The 17051-nt window shown below is 66.7% G+C and carries 19 protein-coding genes and 1 pseudogene; 15 read left to right on the top strand and 5 right to left on the bottom strand.

Translation table 11 applies throughout. The annotated features are described in order from the left end of the window. The first annotated feature begins 1 nt into the window (after position 1). The 4 genes from leuB to phbB all read left to right on the top strand — a co-directional run bounded on the left by leuB (position 2) and on the right by phbB (position 3591). On the top strand, positions 2-1114 hold the full coding sequence (gene leuB, locus AiwAL_RS04895; RefSeq protein ID WP_235702505.1) for a 3-isopropylmalate dehydrogenase: 1113 nt from the start codon (positions 2-4) through the stop codon (positions 1112-1114). A 161-nt stretch (positions 1115-1275) separates the two neighbouring features. Then, complete coding sequence (locus AiwAL_RS04890) at positions 1276-2364, top strand: glycosyltransferase family 4 protein (protein WP_235702506.1); 1089 nt, start codon at positions 1276-1278, stop codon at positions 2362-2364. 79 nt (positions 2365-2443) lie between these two features. Further along, positions 2444-2800: a hypothetical protein gene (locus AiwAL_RS04885; RefSeq protein WP_235702507.1), complete on the top strand. Its 357-nt coding sequence runs from the start codon at positions 2444-2446 to the stop codon at positions 2798-2800. 68 nt (positions 2801-2868) lie between these two features. Then, on the top strand, positions 2869-3591 hold the full coding sequence (phbB, locus tag AiwAL_RS04880; protein ID WP_235702508.1) for an acetoacetyl-CoA reductase: 723 nt from the start codon (positions 2869-2871) through the stop codon (positions 3589-3591). Positions 3592-3675: 84 nt separating this feature from the next. On the opposite strand, the gene AiwAL_RS04875 is transcribed toward phbB, so the two are convergent. The 3 genes from AiwAL_RS04875 to AiwAL_RS04865 all read right to left on the bottom strand — a co-directional run bounded on the left by AiwAL_RS04875 (position 3676) and on the right by AiwAL_RS04865 (position 8558). Then, positions 3676-5211, bottom strand: a complete 1536-nt coding sequence (locus tag AiwAL_RS04875; protein ID WP_235702509.1) for an NAD(P)/FAD-dependent oxidoreductase — start codon at positions 5209-5211, stop codon at positions 3676-3678. A gap of 64 nt (positions 5212-5275) precedes the next feature. Beyond that, complete coding sequence (locus tag AiwAL_RS04870) at positions 5276-6742, bottom strand: amidase (protein ID WP_235702510.1); 1467 nt, start codon at positions 6740-6742, stop codon at positions 5276-5278. Between the two features lie 217 nt (positions 6743-6959). Then, the gene (locus AiwAL_RS04865) at positions 6960-8558 is read right to left on the bottom strand and encodes a gamma-glutamyltransferase family protein (protein ID WP_262312208.1); all 1599 of its coding nucleotides are present in this window, start codon (positions 8556-8558) and stop codon (positions 6960-6962) included. 137 nt (positions 8559-8695) lie between these two features. Between AiwAL_RS04865 and AiwAL_RS04860 the strand changes: the two genes are divergently transcribed. From AiwAL_RS04860 to gpt, 3 genes are all read left to right on the top strand, one after another. Then, entirely contained in the window at positions 8696-9013 is a 318-nt protein-coding gene (locus AiwAL_RS04860) for a hypothetical protein (protein ID WP_262312207.1), read from the top strand. 187 nt (positions 9014-9200) lie between these two features. Then, positions 9201-9560 carry a tRNA-binding protein gene (locus AiwAL_RS04855; protein WP_235702589.1) on the top strand — a complete coding sequence of 120 codons (360 nt, stop codon included), beginning with the start codon at positions 9201-9203 and terminating at the stop codon, positions 9558-9560. Beyond that, the gene (gene gpt, locus AiwAL_RS04850; protein ID WP_235702512.1) at positions 9560-10036 is read left to right on the top strand and encodes a xanthine phosphoribosyltransferase; all 477 of its coding nucleotides are present in this window, start codon (positions 9560-9562) and stop codon (positions 10034-10036) included. Before AiwAL_RS04855 ends, gpt begins: the two co-directional genes overlap by 1 nt. 92 nt (positions 10037-10128) lie before the next feature. Here gpt and AiwAL_RS04845 read toward each other — a convergent pair. Continuing rightward, positions 10129-10224 (bottom strand): annotated as a pseudogene (locus AiwAL_RS04845) (7-cyano-7-deazaguanine synthase); the annotation flags it as partial. 101 nt (positions 10225-10325) lie between these two features. On the opposite strand from AiwAL_RS04845, the gene AiwAL_RS04840 reads away from it, so the two are divergent. The 5 genes from AiwAL_RS04840 (at position 10326) to AiwAL_RS04820 (ending at position 14349) form a co-directional block, all read left to right on the top strand. Further along, positions 10326-11033: a hypothetical protein gene (locus tag AiwAL_RS04840; protein WP_235702513.1), complete on the top strand. Its 708-nt coding sequence runs from the start codon at positions 10326-10328 to the stop codon at positions 11031-11033. A gap of 49 nt (positions 11034-11082) precedes the next feature. After that, complete coding sequence (locus AiwAL_RS04835; RefSeq protein WP_235702514.1) at positions 11083-11850, top strand: molybdopterin-synthase adenylyltransferase MoeB; 768 nt, start codon at positions 11083-11085, stop codon at positions 11848-11850. Next, on the top strand, positions 11843-12364 hold the full coding sequence (locus AiwAL_RS04830) for an SH3 domain-containing protein (protein ID WP_235702515.1): 522 nt from the start codon (positions 11843-11845) through the stop codon (positions 12362-12364). The genes AiwAL_RS04835 and AiwAL_RS04830 overlap by 8 nt, the downstream gene beginning before the upstream one ends. Positions 12365-12635: 271 nt before the next feature. After that, on the top strand, positions 12636-13121 hold the full coding sequence (locus tag AiwAL_RS04825; RefSeq protein ID WP_235702516.1) for a GcrA family cell cycle regulator: 486 nt from the start codon (positions 12636-12638) through the stop codon (positions 13119-13121). A gap of 70 nt (positions 13122-13191) precedes the next feature. Beyond that, positions 13192-14349: an MFS transporter gene (locus AiwAL_RS04820; RefSeq protein WP_262312206.1), complete on the top strand. Its 1158-nt coding sequence runs from the start codon at positions 13192-13194 to the stop codon at positions 14347-14349. A gap of 1 nt (position 14350) precedes the next feature. Here AiwAL_RS04820 and AiwAL_RS04815 read toward each other — a convergent pair whose 3' ends face one another. Next, on the bottom strand, positions 14351-14797 hold the full coding sequence (locus AiwAL_RS04815) for a MarR family winged helix-turn-helix transcriptional regulator (protein ID WP_235702518.1): 447 nt from the start codon (positions 14795-14797) through the stop codon (positions 14351-14353). A gap of 83 nt (positions 14798-14880) precedes the next feature. Here AiwAL_RS04815 and AiwAL_RS04810 point away from each other — a divergent pair, with 83 nt between their 5' ends. From AiwAL_RS04810 to AiwAL_RS04800, 3 genes are read left to right on the top strand one after another with little or no spacing between them, the layout of a single operon-like run. Next, positions 14881-15660 (top strand): VOC family protein, encoded by a 780-nt coding sequence (locus AiwAL_RS04810; RefSeq protein WP_262312205.1) that lies wholly within the window; start codon positions 14881-14883, stop codon positions 15658-15660. 12 nt (positions 15661-15672) lie between these two features. Continuing rightward, the gene (locus tag AiwAL_RS04805) at positions 15673-16752 is read left to right on the top strand and encodes a sialidase family protein (protein WP_262312204.1); all 1080 of its coding nucleotides are present in this window, start codon (positions 15673-15675) and stop codon (positions 16750-16752) included. Further along, a complete protein-coding gene (locus tag AiwAL_RS04800) occupies positions 16752-17033 on the top strand; it encodes a MoaD/ThiS family protein (RefSeq protein ID WP_235702521.1) in 282 nt (93 codons plus the stop codon). The genes AiwAL_RS04805 and AiwAL_RS04800 overlap by 1 nt, the downstream gene beginning before the upstream one ends. Positions 17034-17051 lie beyond the last annotated feature (18 nt).

Here is a 17051-nt window from a genome sequence, read left to right as displayed (position 1 = left end):
CATGATTCCAAATAAAAAAATCCTGCTGCTGCCGGGTGACGGCATCGGCCCCGAGGTGATGGCGGAAGCGCAGCGGGTGATCGACTGGCTGACGCGTGCCGGGCGGGTCCGGTTCGAGATCGCCGAGGATCTGGTGGGCGGGGCGTCGATCGATGCGCATGGCCGGCCGATCACCGATGCGGTGATCGCGCGCGCGCTGGAGGCCGATGCCGTTCTGTTCGGCGCGGTGGGCGGGCCGCAATGGGATGCGCAGGGCTTCGACAACCGGCCCGAGATCGCGATTCTCGAACTGCGCAAACGGCTGGGCCTGTTCGCCAATCTGCGCCCGGCGCCGGTGTTCGACGCGCTGATCGATGCGAGCCCGCTGAAGCCGGAGATCGTGCGCGGGCTCGATATCATGATCGTGCGCGAGGCGATCGGCGGGATTTATTTCGGCGAGCCGCGCGGGATCGAGACGCTGCCGGATGGCGGCAGGCGCGGGGTGAATACCGAGGTCTATACCACCGGCGAGATCGAGCGGGTGGCGCGGGTGGCGTTCGAGCTGGCGCGCAAGCGCTCCGGCCGGGTGACCAGCGTGGAAAAGGCGAACGTGATGGAGAGCGGGCTGCTGTGGCGGCAGACCGTGACGGCGCTGGGCGCGGCGGAGTACCCGGACATTCATCTGTCCCATATGTATGCCGATAATTGCGCGATGCAGTTGGCGAAGAATCCGCGCCAGTTCGACGTGATCGTGACCGGCAATCTGTTCGGCGACATTCTGTCCGATCTGGCCTCGATGCTGACCGGCTCGCTCGGGATGCTGCCTTCGGCGACGCTGGGGGCGGCCGATGGCGAAGGACGGCGGCATGCGCTGTACGAGCCGATCCATGGTTCGGCACCGGATATCGCGGGCAAAGGGCTGGCGAATCCGCTGGCGCAGATTCTCAGTTTCGCGATGCTGCTGCGCTATTCGTTCGACATGCAGGAGGACGCGGCGCTGGTCGAGCGGGCGGTTTCGGCCGTGCTGTCGAGCGGGATGCGGACGGCGGATATTTTGCAGGCGGGCACCGCGAAGATCGGCACCAGGACCATGGGCGACGCGGTGCTGCGGGAACTCGACAAGCTCGGCGGCTGATGCCGGGCGCGGGCCGCCGGACCGTTTCGCGAGGTTATGGTATTCGCTGTCATCTTGATGTGGGGCGGTGCTGGGCGATGGCTTGTCGCTTCTCATGATAACGGGGAATTCGATCGAGGTCGATTGAATGGGCGCAAAACTTCGGCCATGGTCCGCGCCGCATGAAGCCGGTCCCGTTTATCGCGCATCCCGATTTCGCCACCCTTGCCCTGCCCCGGCATCTCGCGCTGTTCGCGGGGCTGGCGCTGTTCTCGGGCATCGTGGTGCGGGTGATGATGGCGGTGGGCATTCCCGACCGGCCGGATGCGCGCAAGGCGCATGTTCAGGAAATACCGAAATCGGGCGGGGTGGGGATCGTGAGCGCGTTCCTGCTCGGGCTTTTGCTGCTGTATCGGTATGGCGAGGTGTCGCGGCTGGCCGCACCCTTGTTCCTCGGGGTGATCGCGGCGGCCATTCTGATCGCCGCCGTATCGCTGCTGGATGATCTGTATGATTTTCCGTTCGCGGTGAAGCTGGCGGCGCAACTGCTGGCGGCGCTAGCGGCGGTGGGCGCGGGGCTGGCGGCACGGCGGTTCGATTTTCCGGTGATCGGCGCGGTGCCTCTGGGCCGGGCCGGGCCGGTGCTGTCGGTGCTGTGGATAGTGTTCGTCACCAACGCGATGAATTTCATCGACGGGCTGGACGGGCTGGCGGCGGGGACCACGCTGGTGGCGTGTTTGTTCCTGGCCGGGATCTCCGGCCTGCATGGCGGGTTCTTCGTCTATACCACCGCGCTGCTGCTGGCCGGCGGGGTGGCCGGATTTCTGCCGTTCAACTACCCGCGCGCGCGGATTTTCATGGGCGATGTCGGCAGCCAGTTCTGCGGGTTCATGCTCGCACTGCTCGGGATCGCGGCGACGCATTATCAGCGCGTGTCGCTGTCGTTCCTGGTGGTGCCGCTGCTGCTCTCGGGCGTGCTGCTTGACGTGGCGTTCACCCTGGGGCGGCGGGCGCTGGCGGGGCGGAATCTGGCACAGGCGCATCGCGGGCATCTGTATCAGGTGGCGCATCGGGCCGGGATGGATGCGCGGGCGATCGCGGTAATCTACTGGGGGTTCGCGATGTTCGGCGGAGCGAGCGTGGTGGCGTTCCTGCACGCGGCGACCGATTGGAAGCCGGTGGTGATTTTCGCGCCGCTGATCCCGTTTCTGCTCTGGGCGGGCTATGTGGCGCACCTGGCGCGGCGGGCGGAGATCGGGGCGTGGGGGTGATCGCCGGATCGAAATGGATCGTCGCTTCCGCGGGGTTCGCATGGTCCTTCGCCGGCTGAACCGCTGGACGAGATTTCGATTGAAAACACTCCGTGACGAGCGGCGCGGCGCGATGAGTGTCGATGCGGATGGCCTCACGATATGGCGGGGCGGACAGGCTCATGCGATCCCCTGGGCGAAGATCGCAACGATCACCGCGACCAGGGCGGATGCTTTTCTCGGCGACGTGATCGGGGTGGCGGTCGAGGCGGAGGGCGGCCTGACCGGCTTTGCCTCGGAGCACGACCCTGAATGGCCGGCCCTGGTCGCGGGAATCGCGCGACATCTGGCGGGCAGCCTGCCCTATGCGAGATGGGCGCTTGGGCTGGTGGCCGGGCATCGGACCTCGATCACGGTCTATCGCAAGGGCGAATGTCCCGATCCCGGCGATTGTTGAATTAGCATGGACTTTCGCGGCGGATCGGGGTCAAAATGCGTCTCTGAGTCGAAACGGGAGGAAACAAAATGTCGCGCATTGCACTCGTCACCGGCGGAACGCGGGGAATCGGGGCGGCGATCAGCGTCGCGCTGAAGGCGGCCGGGCGCACCGTGGTCGCGAGCTACGCCGGCAACCAGATTGCGGCGGAGAATTTCACCGCGGTTCACGGCATCGAGGCGATGAGGTTCGATGCCTGCGATTTCGGGCAATGCGTGGCGGCGGTGCAGTCGATCGCGAGCCGGCTCGGGCCGATCGAGATTCTGGTGAACAATGCCGGGATCACCCGCGACGGCACGATGTCGCGGATGACCCGCGATATGTGGGACGCGGTGATCGACACCAATCTTGGCTCCTGCTTCAACCTGTGCAAGGCGACGTTCGACGGGATGAAGGCGGCGAAATTCGGCCGGGTGGTGAATATCGGGTCGATCAACGGGCAGGCCGGGCAATATGGCCAGGTGAATTACGCGGCGGCGAAATCCGGCATCCATGGCTTCACCAAGGCGCTGGCGCAGGAGGGCGCGAAATTCGGCATTACCGTGAACGCGATCGCGCCCGGCTATGTGGATACCGACATGGTGCGCGCGGTGCCGGCGGATGTGCTGGAGAAGATCGTCGCGCGGATTCCGGTGGGACGGCTGGGTCATGTCGAGGATATCGCGCGCGGGGTGGTGTTCCTCACCGCCGACGATGCGGATTTCGTGACCGGATCGACGCTGTCGATCAATGGCGGTCAGCATATGTATTGAGGCGGAAGCCCGAAGGGCTGACAATCGGGCTCGTGCGAACGCACGCTTTCATGTGACGCGATCTCGCGATGGCGGGGGTTTGCGCTATGCGGGTTCGGAGACGGCGGTACGGGTTTCGGCGGCGCGGTGCTGGGCGGCGGGGCGCGAGAAGATCATGGTGCCGTCGTCGAGTTTGCCGAAACGGAGCGTCAGCAAATCGAGGGCGTAGTTCTGGTAGAGGCGCCAGGGCTTGCGGTCGCCCTGGCGGGGCATGCGGTCGAGGGCGCGCTGGACGTAGCCGGACGAGAAATCGAGGAAAGGGAGTTCGCCGACGCCGGGATCGCGCTTCGGGCGGCATTCGGTGACGCCGTGTTTGTCCATATAATCGAGCAGGCGGCAGACATAGTCGCTGGTGAGATCGGCTTTCAGGGTCCAGGAGGCGTTGGTGTAGCCGAAGGCGGAGGCGAGGTTGGGCACGCCGCTATACATCATGCCCTTGTAGCTGAGGGTTTTCGCGAGATCGACCGGGGTGCCGTCCACCGTGACCGGGATGCCGGAGAGAACCTGGATTTTCAGGCCGGTGGCGGTGACGATGATGTCGGCGTCGATCGTCCGGCCGGAGCGGAGCAGAAGCCCGGTTTCGGTGAAGCGCTCGATATGGTCGGTGACGACCGAGGCGGTGCCCTTGCACAGCGCGCGGAACAGGTCGGCATCCGGGACGATGCAGAGGCGCTGGTCCCACGGATCGTAGCTGGGGGTGAAATGGGTCGCGACGTCGAAATCGGGGCCGAGCTGCTTGCGGATCATGCCGATGATGCGCCGCTTGAACCAGGCCGGGTAGCGGCGCGCGATAGTGTAGAACAGCAGTTGCAGAAGCACGTTGCGCCAGCGGATGATGCCGTAGGCAGCGCGCGAAGGCAGGGTTTCGCGCAGGCGGTTGGCGAATTTGTCGCGCGCGGGGAGCGAGACGACATAGCTGGGCGAGCGCTGCAGCATGGTGACGTGCGCGGCCTGCTCGGCCAGGGCCGGGACCAGGGTGACCGCGGTGGCACCGCTGCCGATGACGACGACGCGCTTGCCTTCATGGTCGAGCGCCTCCGGCCAATGCTGCGGATGAACGATTTGGCCCTGGAACGTCTCGGTGCCGGCGAAGTCGGGCGTATAGCCCTCGGCATAGTCGTAATAGCCGGTGCAGGTGAACAGAAAGTTGCAGGTGAAGCGGATGGTTTCGGGCGACGCATCGTCGGTGGCGCGGCGTTCGACCTCGACGGTCCAGCGCGCGGCCTCGGAGGACCAGCCTATGGCGGTGACGCGGTGGCGGTAGCGGATTTTGCGGTCGATGCCGTAGGCGGCGGCGGTGTCGCGGACATAGGCGAGGATCGAAGGGCCGTCGGCGATCGCCTTCGCGTCGGTCCAGGGGCGGAAGGCGTAGCCGAGCGTGTACATGTCGGAATCCGAGCGGATGCCGGGGTAGCGGAACAGATCCCAGGTGCCGCCGATGGATGGGCGGCTTTCGAGGACGAGGACGCTCTTCGACGGGCATTTCATCGCGAGATGGCAGGCGGCGCCGATGCCCGAGAGCCCTGCGCCGATGATCAGCACGTCGAGATGGCCGGGATCAGGGCGGGCGATGGCGGTCATTGGCGGTCCTTCAGCGGATAATGGACGATAATAATATCAACAATAATGTCAATATTATTATGGTTCAGCCCATGTCAAAGAATCCCGGCACGTCGCGCAACGGTGGCGCGGAAGCGAGGGCGGCGAGGTCGGGGACGGGTCGGGACAGGTCCGGGTCGCGGGTGCAGGCCGCCTCGATCGCGGCGGCGATCGCGATCGCCTCGGCGTCACCGTGACGGCGCGCGACGATCTGGACGCCGAAGGGCATGCCGTCGGTATCGGTGCCCAGAGGCAAAGACAGCGAGGGATGGCCGGCGAGGGTGACGGCATAGGCCAAAGCGAGCCAGTGATAGTAGGATTTGGTTGCCGCGCCGTCGATTTCGCTCGGGAACAGCTCGGACCAATCGCGCGGCTGGATGGTGACCGACGGGGCGATCAGCACGTCGAAGTTTTCGAAGAAGGATTGCCAGCGCCAGTAGAGGGACGTTTGGGCCATGGTGGCGCGGGCGACATCCTCGGCGGTGTAGCGCAGACCTTCCTCGACATTGGCGCGGACATTGGGGCCGAGGCGCTCGGGGCGGGTGCGGTAGGTGCCCCCGAAGCCGGCGAGGAAATTGACCGCACGGAGCACGGCGAAAATTTCGTCGGCACCCGAGCAGTCCGGCGTCGTTGCCTCGGCCATGCCGAATAGCGGGATCAGGTGTTGGATTTTATCCGCAAATAGGTTCCGCACCGCACGGGAGGTCGGAGCAAAACCGAAATCCGGCGTGACGGCAACGCGCAGCGTGCCGAGATCGGTCGTTTGCTCCCGGAACGGCTTGATGGGGGCTGCGAGGATGTCGCGCGGGTCGTAGCTCGCGATGGCGCTCATCATCAGTGCCAGGTCGGGCACGGTGCGCGCCATCGGGCCGAGCACGCCGAGGCCGGAGGGGCCGAGCAGGCGCTTTTCCGAGGGCACCAGGCCGGGCGACGGGCGCATCCCGACAATGCCGCAATAGGCGGCCGGGTTGCGCAAACTCCCGCCCATGTCGGAGCCGGTGGCGAGCGGCACCATCCCGGTCGCCAAGGCCACCGCCGAGCCGCCCGACGAGCCGGCGGCGGATTTTCGCGGGTCGAACGGATTGCCGGTCGCGCCATAGACCAGATTGCGCGTGTTCGCGCCGGCACCGAATTCCGGCGTGTTGGTCTTGCCGAGAACGATGCCGCCCGCTCGCTTCACATCGGCGACGATGCGCTGGTCGGCGCGGGGCACATGGTCGCGGAACATCACGCTGCCATAGGTGGTGCGCAGGCCCTCGGTATCCTCCAGGTCCTTGATGCCCACCGGCAGGCCATGGAGTTTTCCGAGCGTGGCGCCAGCGATGACCGCGGTTTCGGCGGATTTGGCGGCCGCGCGGGCACGGTCGAAATCCCGCGCCACCATCGCATTCACCGCGTGGTCCACCGCCTCGATGCGGGCGATGCAACTCTCCATCAGCTCCACCGGCGACAGACGCTTCGCCCCGATCAGATGGCGGGCCTCGACGGCAGACAGGTCACACGGCTCGGACATGGATAGCTCCGCTGTTGGGCGTTTCAAGGAAGGCCAAGGGGCTTTGCCCCTTGGAACCCCACTAAGGGCTTAGCCCTTAGAACCGATAATGGGCGTTTGTCTGATGGGGGGAGTGCCATGTCGGACAATCTTCTGCCCCCATCAGACAAACGCCAAAGTCATGGATTCCAAAGGCTCCGCCTTTGGCGGGGTCCAGGGGCGGAGCCCCTGGTTTCCCTCAATACCCAAGGGCGCAGCCGTCTTTGCGCGGGTCGGAGCCGCCGATGAGGATGCCGCGCTGGTGGTCGATGAGGATGGCCTGGCCGCCGCCGAGGGGGCGGTCGGTTGTGGCGAGGGTATGGCCGCGGGCGATGAGGCCGTCGATGGTGGATTGGGGGATGCCGCGTTCGAGTTCGACCTGTCCGGCGTAGGGGAAGGCGCGGGGGAGATCGAGCGATTCCTGGATGTCGAGGCCGTAGTGGCGGAGATTGGTGAGGAGCCAGGACTGGCCCATCGGCTGGTAGTGGCCGCCCATGACGCCGAACGGCATGACGGCGCGGCCGTTCCGGGTGGCCATGCCGGGGATGATGGTGTGCATCGGGCGTTTGCGGGGCGCGATGCAGTTGGGGTGGCCGCGACGGAGCGAGAAGCCGAGGCCGCGATTTTGCAGGATGATTCCGGTGTTGCCGGCGAGGATGCCGGAGCCGAAGCTTTCATAGGTGGAGTTGATGAAGGAGCAGGCGTTGCCGGCCTCGTCGACGACGCAGAGATAGACGGTGTCGCGATGGGCGGGGAGAAGGTTTTCTCCGGCGCGGGGCAGGTCCTTAATCGTTTGTTCATCATTGATGAGTAGTCTCAGCGAGGTCAGGTAATCGTCGCTGAGGAGGTGGTCGATGGGGATCGGGGATTGGTCGGGGTCGGCGAGGAGGGCGTCGCGATCGCGATAGACGAGGCGGGCGGCTTCGATGTGGCGGTGCAGGCGGACCGGGCCGAGCGGGCCGTCGGGCGCGGGGCCGAAGCCTTCCAGGATGCCGAGCAGCATGAGGGCGAGGATGCCTGAGCCGTTGGGCGGGCACTCCCAGATGGTCATTCCGTCGAAGTCGCGCTGGATCGGGGTGACGAATTTGGCGGCGGTGCGGCCTTCGGCGAAGTCGGCTTCGGTGTGGAGGCCGCCGCGCGCACGGAGTTCGGCGACCATGGCGGCGGCGATGGGGCCTTCGTAGAAGGCGCGGGCGCCGTGCGCCGCGATGGCGCGCAGGGTGCGGGCGAGGTCGGGCTGGCGGATGATCGTGCCGGGGGTGGGTGGGTTGCCGCCGGGGAGGAACTGGTCGGCGCCGGTCTTGCGGAGCTTGTCGGCGGCGATCGCCCAGTCGAACGCGACGCGGGGATGCACCGGGAAACCGGCTTCGGCGTAGCGGATGGCGGGGGCGAGAGCGGCGGCGAGGTCGCGCTTGCCGTGGGCGGCGAGCACGGTTTCCCAGGCGGAGACGGCGCCGGGGATGGTGACTGTGTGGGGCGAGGTGGGGTCGAACTCGGTGATGCCGTGGGATTCGTAATGGTCGATCGTGGCGGCCTGAGGGGCGCGGCCGGAGCCATTCAGGGCGATGATTTCGGGTGAATCGGCTTTCTTGTAGAGGCAGAAGCAGTCGCCGCCGATGCCGGTGGATTGCGGTTCGATCACCGCGAGGGCGGCGGCGGCGGTGACGGCGGCGTCGAGCGCGTTGCCGCCGGCGCGCAGTGCGTCGAGGGCGGCGAGGGTGGCGGCGGGCATCGAGGTGGCAGCCATGGCCCGGCCGGCATAGACCGGGCTGCGGCCGGGGAAGTGGAAGTCGCGCATGGGGTTGCCTCCTGTTCGGTCGGCGGCAGGGTCGCATCGCCCGGCGCGAATGACAATCCGCGCCGGGCACAATGGTCGCCTGATTGTGACGCTTGCCGGAACCGTCGGCCTGCCTATGTCGATTCCGGAAGGAGGTGATGGCGGTGCGGCGATTGTACGAGTTCGGTGGCTTGGTGCTAATTTTCGGCATGGTCGGGTTTCTGCTCGCGGGTTGTGCGTATCAGGCCGGAGCGGCCGGCGAGCCGATCGGAACCAATGTGATGGCTCAGGACATGGGCGGAGGTAATCATGTCCGTCCGGGATATAATGACGGGGATCACGATAGCGATGATCGAGGGTCAAGCGCGCGGAGCGAAGGTCATATGGGCGGCTTCGGCGGCGGTCATGGCGGCGGCGATGGCGATGGCGATGGTGACGGCGGGGGCCATGGCGGCGATGGCGATGGGGGGCGGTGACGGCAGGCCTTTGCCGAGCTTTTTGATATCAAAAAAGCCAGCCCTACCATCATAAATGACGTAATATATGACGATCAATCAGATATAAGATTGCGCGCGATCAGATCATCGAGCACGGCGCGCCGAGCGGTGGCGGTTTTGTATCGTGGCGATTGACAATCGCGCGAAGCTGGCCAATCCCGGCGCGATGAGCAGCGAGTCCATCATCCGTGACCCCATCGCCTATGCCGATTTCGAGCGGATCGATATCCGGGTCGGCACCGTCGTCGATGCGCAGCCGTTTCCCGAGGCGAGGAAGCCGGCGATCAAGCTGTGGATCGATTTCGGGGGTGCGATCGGGGTGAAGCGGTCCTCGGCGCAGCTTTCGGTGCATTACGCGCCGGACCGGCTGATCGGGCGGCAGATCTGCGCGGTGGTGAATTTTCCGCCGCGCCAGATCGGGCCGTTCATGTCCGAGGTGCTGACCCTGGGGATGCCGGATGCGGAGGCGGCGGTGGTGCTGATCCGGCCGGATTTCGTGGTGCCGGATGGCGGGAGATTATTTTAATGGCGCAGCATTATTACACCGTGTCGTGGGATCAGTTGCATCGTGATTCCAAGGCGCTGGCGTGGCGGCTGATCGGGATGCGGCCGTTCGCGGGAATCGTCGCGATTACGCGGGGCGGGCTGATCCCGGCGGCGATCGTCGCGCGCGAGATGGAATGCCGGCTGATCGAGACGGTGTCGATCGTGACCTATGACGAGGAGGAGCGCGGCGCGCCGCGCGTGACCAAGCCGCCGGCGGCGGCGGGGGACGGCGAGGGCTTCCTGATCGTCGACGATCTGGTGGATACCGGGGCGACCGCGCGGGTGGTGCGCGGGCTGCTGCCGCGCGCGCATTTCGCGACGGTCTATGCGAAGCCGGCGGGCAAGACGATGGTGGACACGTTCATCACCGAGGTGTCGCAGGATACCTGGATCCTGTTTCCCTGGGACACCGAGCCGCAGTTTATCGCCCCTTTGGCGCGGTCCGGCGCAGCATAAACTGATCGGCGTCAGGCCGCGAACCGCCAGCGCTCGCGGATCAGAATGTGGTGGAAACCTAAAATCGCGCCGGCAAGCAGCGCGTTCGGGAGTTCGGCCCGTTCATGACGGTCGAGCGCATAGGCGAGGCAGGCGGCGCTGTCCTGTCCGCCGGAGAACAGCACGAGGGCGCGGTTGTCGGAGGTCATCGGCGGAGAATGCCGGGCGGAAACTGGCCGATCAAGGGGCGGCGCGGCTTGACCGGGCGGGAAATCGCTGATGTTCTGCCGGCGAAACAGGGAGGGATGGGATGCGTCGAGTGATCGGGTTCTGCCGGCGCTGGGCCGCGATGGCGGTGCTGGCGCCAATACTGGCGGCCTGCGCGGTGACGCCGCTGGCGCCGACCATCGCCTATCATCCAAGCGGCGGGGCGCGGACGATCGCGCTGCTCACGCCCTATGTGCCGCCGCATGAGAGGCTGACTTCGTTAGGACCGGTTACGCTTATCGGTTATACTGGGTTGCTCGGTGTCATATACGACCAATCGGTGCAGAAGGATCACGAGATTGCTTTCGACGCTCTGCTGGCGCGGCAGGGGTTCCGGCCGCGGGCGGTGCTCGCGCGCGATGTCACGCAGCGCTTGGAGGGTGAGGGCTATCGGGTGGTGCCGCTCGCCGCCGCGCGGCCGGGGCCGCATTTCCTCGCCGCCCTTCCGCCGGCGCCGCCGGGGGTGACGCTCGAACTCGATGTCGTCGCCGTTCATATCGGCTATCTGCGGCTCGGAAGGTCGTATCGACCCGATGTCGAGCTGAAATACCGGCTGGTGCGGACAGGAACCGGCCAGGTGCTAGGCGAGGGCGCGGCGGACTATAGCGCCCTTGGGGGCGGCACGCCGCCCGACCCGGCCTACAGCTATGCCGGCTATGGCCGTTTCGCCGCCGATCCGTCGCGCGCGGCGAAGGCGCTGTCGGAGCTGCTGGACCGCGCCGCCGCGCGGATCGCCGCCGGGCTGCACTGAGCGGCGCCCGGTCTTGCCTTGCCGGGGCGAGGGTGCGATTCTGCCTGGGATGGACCTGGATTTTTCGGAAGCGGAGATCGCCCGCTATTCGCGCCACATATTGCTCCGCGAGGTGGGCGGCGAAGGGCAGGCGCGGTTGCGCGCGGCCTCGGTGCTGATCGTCGGCGCCGGCGGCCTCGGCAGCCCGGCGGCGTTGTATCTCGCGGCGGCCGGCGTCGGGCGGATCGGCATCGTCGATCACGACGTGCTCGAATTGTCGAATCTGCAGCGCCAGGTCATCCATACGGTCGAAGGTCTGGGCGCGCCGAAGGTGGAGGGCGCCGCCGAGGCGCTGCGGCGGATCAACCCGGAAATTCTGCTCCGGCCGATCCGCGCGCGGGTGACGGCGGAGACCGTCGATGACCTGGTCGGCGAGCATGACATCGTGCTCGACGGCACCGACAATTTCGCCACCCGTTTCCTGGTCGCCGATGCCTGCGTGCGGGCGCGCAGAACCCTGGTCTCGGCGGCGGTGCTGCGGTTCGAGGGCCAGATTTCGACCTTCAAACCCCATGCCGGGCCGGATTGCCCGTGCTACCGCTGCCTGTATCCCGAGCCGCCGCCGCCGGGCATGGTGCCGAGCTGTTCCGAGGCCGGCGTGCTCGGCCCGGTGACTGGGGTGATGGGCACGCTGCAGGCGACCGAGGCGATGAAGGAGATTCTGGGCATCGGCACCTCGCTCGCCGGACGGCTGCTGCTGTGGGACGCGCTGGATGCGCGGTTCCGCATGATCGCGATCCCGCGCGATCCGAATTGCGCGGTGTGCGGGAATGTTTAGGCGCATCGCGGCGCTCGGCTTTTGTGTGCTTCTGCTCGGCGGCTGGCACGCGGCGCAAATCGGTCCCGGCCCAGGGCCGGCCAAGGGGGCTTCGACCGGCTGGCCGGTGCCGCGCTTCGAGAGTTTCCGCTCCGATCAGATTTACATGCGGGCCGGGCCGGGATTCCAGTATCCGATCACCTGGGTCTATCATCGCTACGACCTGCCGGTGGAGGTGATCGGCGAATTCAATGTCTGGCGCCATGTGATGGCGCCGGATGGCGGTACCGGCTGGGTGCACGAGGCGCTGCTGCACCTGGTGCGCAGCTTCATCGTGACCGGCAAGCGCCATGCGATGCGCGCCGGGCCGCATTCCGGCGCGGCGCCCGTGGCCTATCTCGACAAGGGCGTGATCGGGGTGATCCGCGCGTGCCGGGCGGATGCCGATTGGTGCCGGGTGAGCGCCGGGCACCGGAACGGCTGGCTGAAGCGGAGCGATTTCTGGGGCTCCTTCGCCGGCGAGGAAATAAGATAATTTTGCCCTCAAACGCCGGGCGGAGTTGCGCGAGGTTCCGACGATCCGAAGGGTCGCTGGAAACGCAACGAAGCGGGGGCGCATCCGCGCCCTTGGCTTTCGCGCCATAAGGCGCGCGCCGCATTCGCGGCGAGCAGCGGAACGAGCCAAGGCTACGTTCCGCTGTTTATTCAAGTTTTCCACAGAAATCTGAGGTCCGGTCACCAACAATATGTTGAGTGAAAATGGTAGTTGATCTACATTATGTAGTATCAACCATGAGGGCAGAGCCATGGAATGGACAGACGAGACGATCGACCGCCTCAAGGGTTTGTGGACCGAGGGCCTGTCCACCGCCGAGATCGGCAGGCGCCTGAATATCTCCAAGAACGCGGTGGTGGGCAAGGCGCACCGGCTCGATCTGCCGGCAAGGCCGTCGCCGATCCGCCGCGATGCCGGGATGGCGGCGCGGCCGCGCCCGCCGGCGCCGCGCCGGGTGTCGGGGCCGACCCTGCCGTCGTTTGCGGCACTCTCGCCCGCCATGCCGTCGCGCCCGGCGGCGCCGGTAGCGGGTCGCCCCAATTTGGTTGCCGCCGGTTTTTCCGGGATCACCCGGACCGCGCCGCGCACCCCCGCCTGCTGCTGGCCGATCGGCGAGCCGGGCACGCCGAGCTTCCGGTTCTGCGGCGATCCGTCTTTGGCCGGAAAACCCTATTGCGGGCCGCACGCCGAGATCGCCTATGTGCGGGTGCGCGATCGCCGCGAGGATGTTGCGTAATCCGCGTGCGGCGATCCCGGATTGCTTCGGCACAGGGTGCCTCGCAATGACGGATTGAACTGATCTCACCATGCCCCTGCCCCTGATTGCGCTGATCGTCGCGAGTTTCGCGATCGGTACCAGCGAGTTCGTGATTGTCGGGTTGCTGCCGGAACTGGCGCGGGATTTCGCCGTGTCGATCCCACAGGCGGGATATCTGGTTTCGGCCTATGCGCTGGGGGTGACGTTCGGCTCGCCGTTCGTAGCGGTGCTGGTCGGGCGGTTGAACCGCAGGGCCGCGCTGATCGTGCTGATGGGCGTGTTCGTTCTGGGCAATTTCCTCTGCGCGCTGGCGCCGGATTACGGGCTGATGATGGCGGCGCGGATCATCACCGCTCTGTCGCACGGGGCGTTTTTCGGAATCGGCTCGGTGGTGGCGGCGGACCTGGTGCCGCGCGAGAAGCGCGCGCGGGCGGTGGCGCTGGTGTTCCTCGGGCTGACCATGGCGAATGTGCTGGGTGTGCCGGCGGGGACCATACTGGGGCAGGCGGCGGGGTGGCGCGCGACGTTCTGGGCGGTGCTGGCGATCGGGATTCTGTCGATGGCGGCGATCGGCTGGCTGCTCCCGCGCGATTTGCGGGGCGGGTCGGGGCGGCTGCTGAACGAGGTGCGGATTCTCGGGCGGAAGCAGGTGCTGCTGGCGATGCTGATGGCGGTGCTGTCGTCGGCGAGCCTGTTCAGCGTGTTCACCTATATCGCGCCGTTGCTGGAGCGGGTGACCCGGCTGACGCCGCATTGGGTGAGTTTTGTGTTGCTGTTGTTCGGCGCGGGGCTGACGGCGGGCGGGCTGCTGGGCGGCAATCTGGCGGATCGGCATTCGGCGCGGACCATCGTGATGACGCTGGTGGGGATTGCGGCGGTATTGGTGGTGTTGTGGTTGACCAGCGAGGATGCGGTGTTGGCGGTACTGACGATTATGGTCTGGGGGGTGGCGGTGTTCACCATGGTATCGCCGTTGCAGACGCGGGTGATCGATCATGCGCGGGATGCGCCGAATCTGGCCTCGACGATCAATCAGGGCGCGTTCAATCTGGGCAATGCGAGCGGCGCGTGGCTCGGCGGGGCGGCGCTGGGGCTGGGGGTTGGGTATGCGGAACTGCCGCTGGTGGGAGCGGCGTTGGCGGGGGTTGCGCTGATCGTGGCGGTGGTCGCGTTCCGGCTGGAACGGCGGGAGCGCGAGCAGGGTTAGCTTACGACAGGCGGCGCAGATCCTCGCAGAGGCGGTCGGGGGATGTGGAGCCGAGACGGCGCTGGATTTCGGCCTGGGTCTCGCGCCAGGCCGGCATGGCGGCGGCCAGTGCCGCGCGGCCCGACGGCGTGAGGGTCAGCAGACGGCTGCGCTTGTCGGCGGGATCGGCCGTTATCGTGAGCAGGCCGCGCCGCTCCAGCGGCTTGAGATTGGCGGTGAGCGTGGTGCGGTCCATCGCCAGCAGGGCGGAAACCGCGCCCATGCGCGGCGGTTCGGGACGGTTGAGCGACATCAGCAGGGAGAACTGGCCGCTGGTGAGGCCGGCGGGACGCAGCGTGTCGTCGTAATAGCGCGCGAGAACCCGCGCCGCGCGCTGCAGGTGAAGGCACAGGCAGGAGTCGCGGACCTCGATCGTGACGGTGAAGGGCAGTTCGTCTGGCTTTGACACAGCCTAATAATGTTGATATCAACGCAAATGTCAAGGCATTCGCGACCGCGCGAGGCCGGCAAATCAAAAGGGGAGTCAACACGATGTCCGCTTCTTCTTCAGCTTCGGTCGTCACGTCCGGCCGTTTCGTCTGGTACGAACTGCAAACCACCGATACCAGGGCCGCCCAGGAATTTTACGGGAGCGTGGTCGGCTGGGGCACGCAGGACGGGCCGGTCCCCGATATGGCCTATACGATTCTCACCGCCGGCGGGACGCCGGTGGGCGGGTTGATGGATCATGGCACGCCGCCGGGCTGGATCGGCTATGTCGGGGTGAAGAATGTAGACGAGGTTGCCGGGCAGGTGGCGCGCCTGGGCGGCAGTGTCCATGTTCCGCCGACCGATATTCCGACGGTGGGGCGGTTCGCCGTGGTCGCCGATCCGCAAAAGGTGGTTTTCGCGCTGTTCTCCACGGCGGAACCCGGCGCGGACGAGCCGCCCGCGCCGGCGCCCGGAACGCCGGGCCATATCGGCTGGCACGAGCTGTTGACCACCGACTGGCAGAAGGCGGTCGACTTCTACGGCGAGATGTTCGGCTGGCGGAAGGACCACGAGTTCGATATGGGGGCGATGGGTACCTATCAGATTTTCTCGATCGGTGGCGTGCCGGCCGGCGGCATGTTCAACAAGCAGCAAGCCGAGACCGCGCCGTATTGGCGGTATTATTTCAATGTCGAGGATATCGATGCGGCGTCCGCGCGGGTGACTGCGGGCGGCGGAAAGGTTGTCAATGGTCCGATGCAGGTGCCGGGCGGCGATTGGATCATCCACGGTCTCGACCCGCAGGGTGCGGATTTCGCGCTGGTCGGCAAGCGTCGCTGAGTGGAGGCGGAGATGGCACGGAAAGTTCTGGTGCTGCTCGGCACCAAGAAGGGTGCATTCATCGCCGAAAGCGATGCCGCGCGCCGGGAATGGTCGCTGCGCGGGCCGTTCTGCGAGGCGTGGCCGATGAACCATGTGATCGGCGATGCGGCGAGCGGGACGATTTATGCCGGCGGCGGTAATGCGTGGTTCGGCCCGGCGGTGTGGCAATCCACCGATCTCGGCGCGAGCTGGACCCATTCCAGCGAGGGGCTGGCCTATCCGGCCGGAGCGGAGCCGGTGACCTCGGTCTGGAGTCTGGCGCGGGGAGCCGGAGGTTTCTACGCGGGGGTCGAGCCGGCCGGGCTGTTCCGCAGCGCGGATGGCGGGGGCTCGTGGCGGCACGTGGCCGGGTTGCAGGAGCATCCATCGCGGCCGGATTGGCATCCGGGCGCGGGCGGGCTGATTCTGCATTCGCTGATTCCCCATCCGCGCGACGACAAGCAGATCTGGGTCGGGATTTCGGCCGCCGGCGTGTTTCACACGGCGGATGGCGGGACGAGCTGGACGGCGCGCAACCGGGGCACGCGCGCCGATTTCCTGCCCGAGGAGCAGAGATACCCGGAATACGGCCAGTGCGTGCATTGCCTGGTGATGGCGCCGGGGATGCCGGACCGGCTGTATCAGCAGAATCATTGCGGGATGTATCGAAGCGATGATGGCGGGGTGCGCTGGGAGAGCATCGAGGCGGGGTTGCCGTCGAGTTTCGGATTTCCGGCGGCGGTGCATCCGCGCGATCCGGCGACGGTCTATCTGGTGCCGCTGAATGGTGCCGAGGCCGGGCGGTATGTGCCGGAGGGACGGGCGGCGGTGTGGCGCACGCGCGATGCCGGGGCGAGCTGGCAGGCGCTGCGGGATGGGTTGCCGCAGGAGAACGCGTTCTTCGGCGTGCTGCGTCAGGCGCTGGCGACCGACGACCTGGCGCCGGCGGGGGTGTATTTAGGCACCGGGACCGGGGAGTTGTATGCCAGCGCGGATGAAGGCGAGAGCTGGAACTGCATCGCCCGGCATCTGCCGACGATCGCCTCGGTGGAGACGCTGGTGATGGATTGATGGATTTTTCGCCCGCGACCGTGAATGTGGTGCTGCCCACCGCGCTTGTCCTGCTGTTTCCGGGGTGTTCGCGGGAGGTTGCGGTCGCGGCGGGAACGGTAAGCGAGGCGATCGGCGCGCTGGATGCGCGCTGGCCGGGGATGCGCGACCGGCTGTGCGACGAGCGGCCGGCGATCAGGCGGCATATCAACGTGTTCGTGGGCGGCGAGCGGGCGGGGTTGGCGACGTGGCTGGAACCGGGGGCGGAGATGGTGGTGCTGATGGCGATCAGTGGAGGGTGATGGCGGTTCGGGGTTTGA

Origin of the sequence: Acidiphilium sp. AL, assembly GCF_025499445.1 — a bacterium.
Classification (GTDB): Bacteria; Pseudomonadota; Alphaproteobacteria; order Acetobacterales; family Acetobacteraceae; genus Acidiphilium; species Acidiphilium iwatense.
This window is presented reverse-complemented; position numbering and strand designations above follow the sequence as displayed.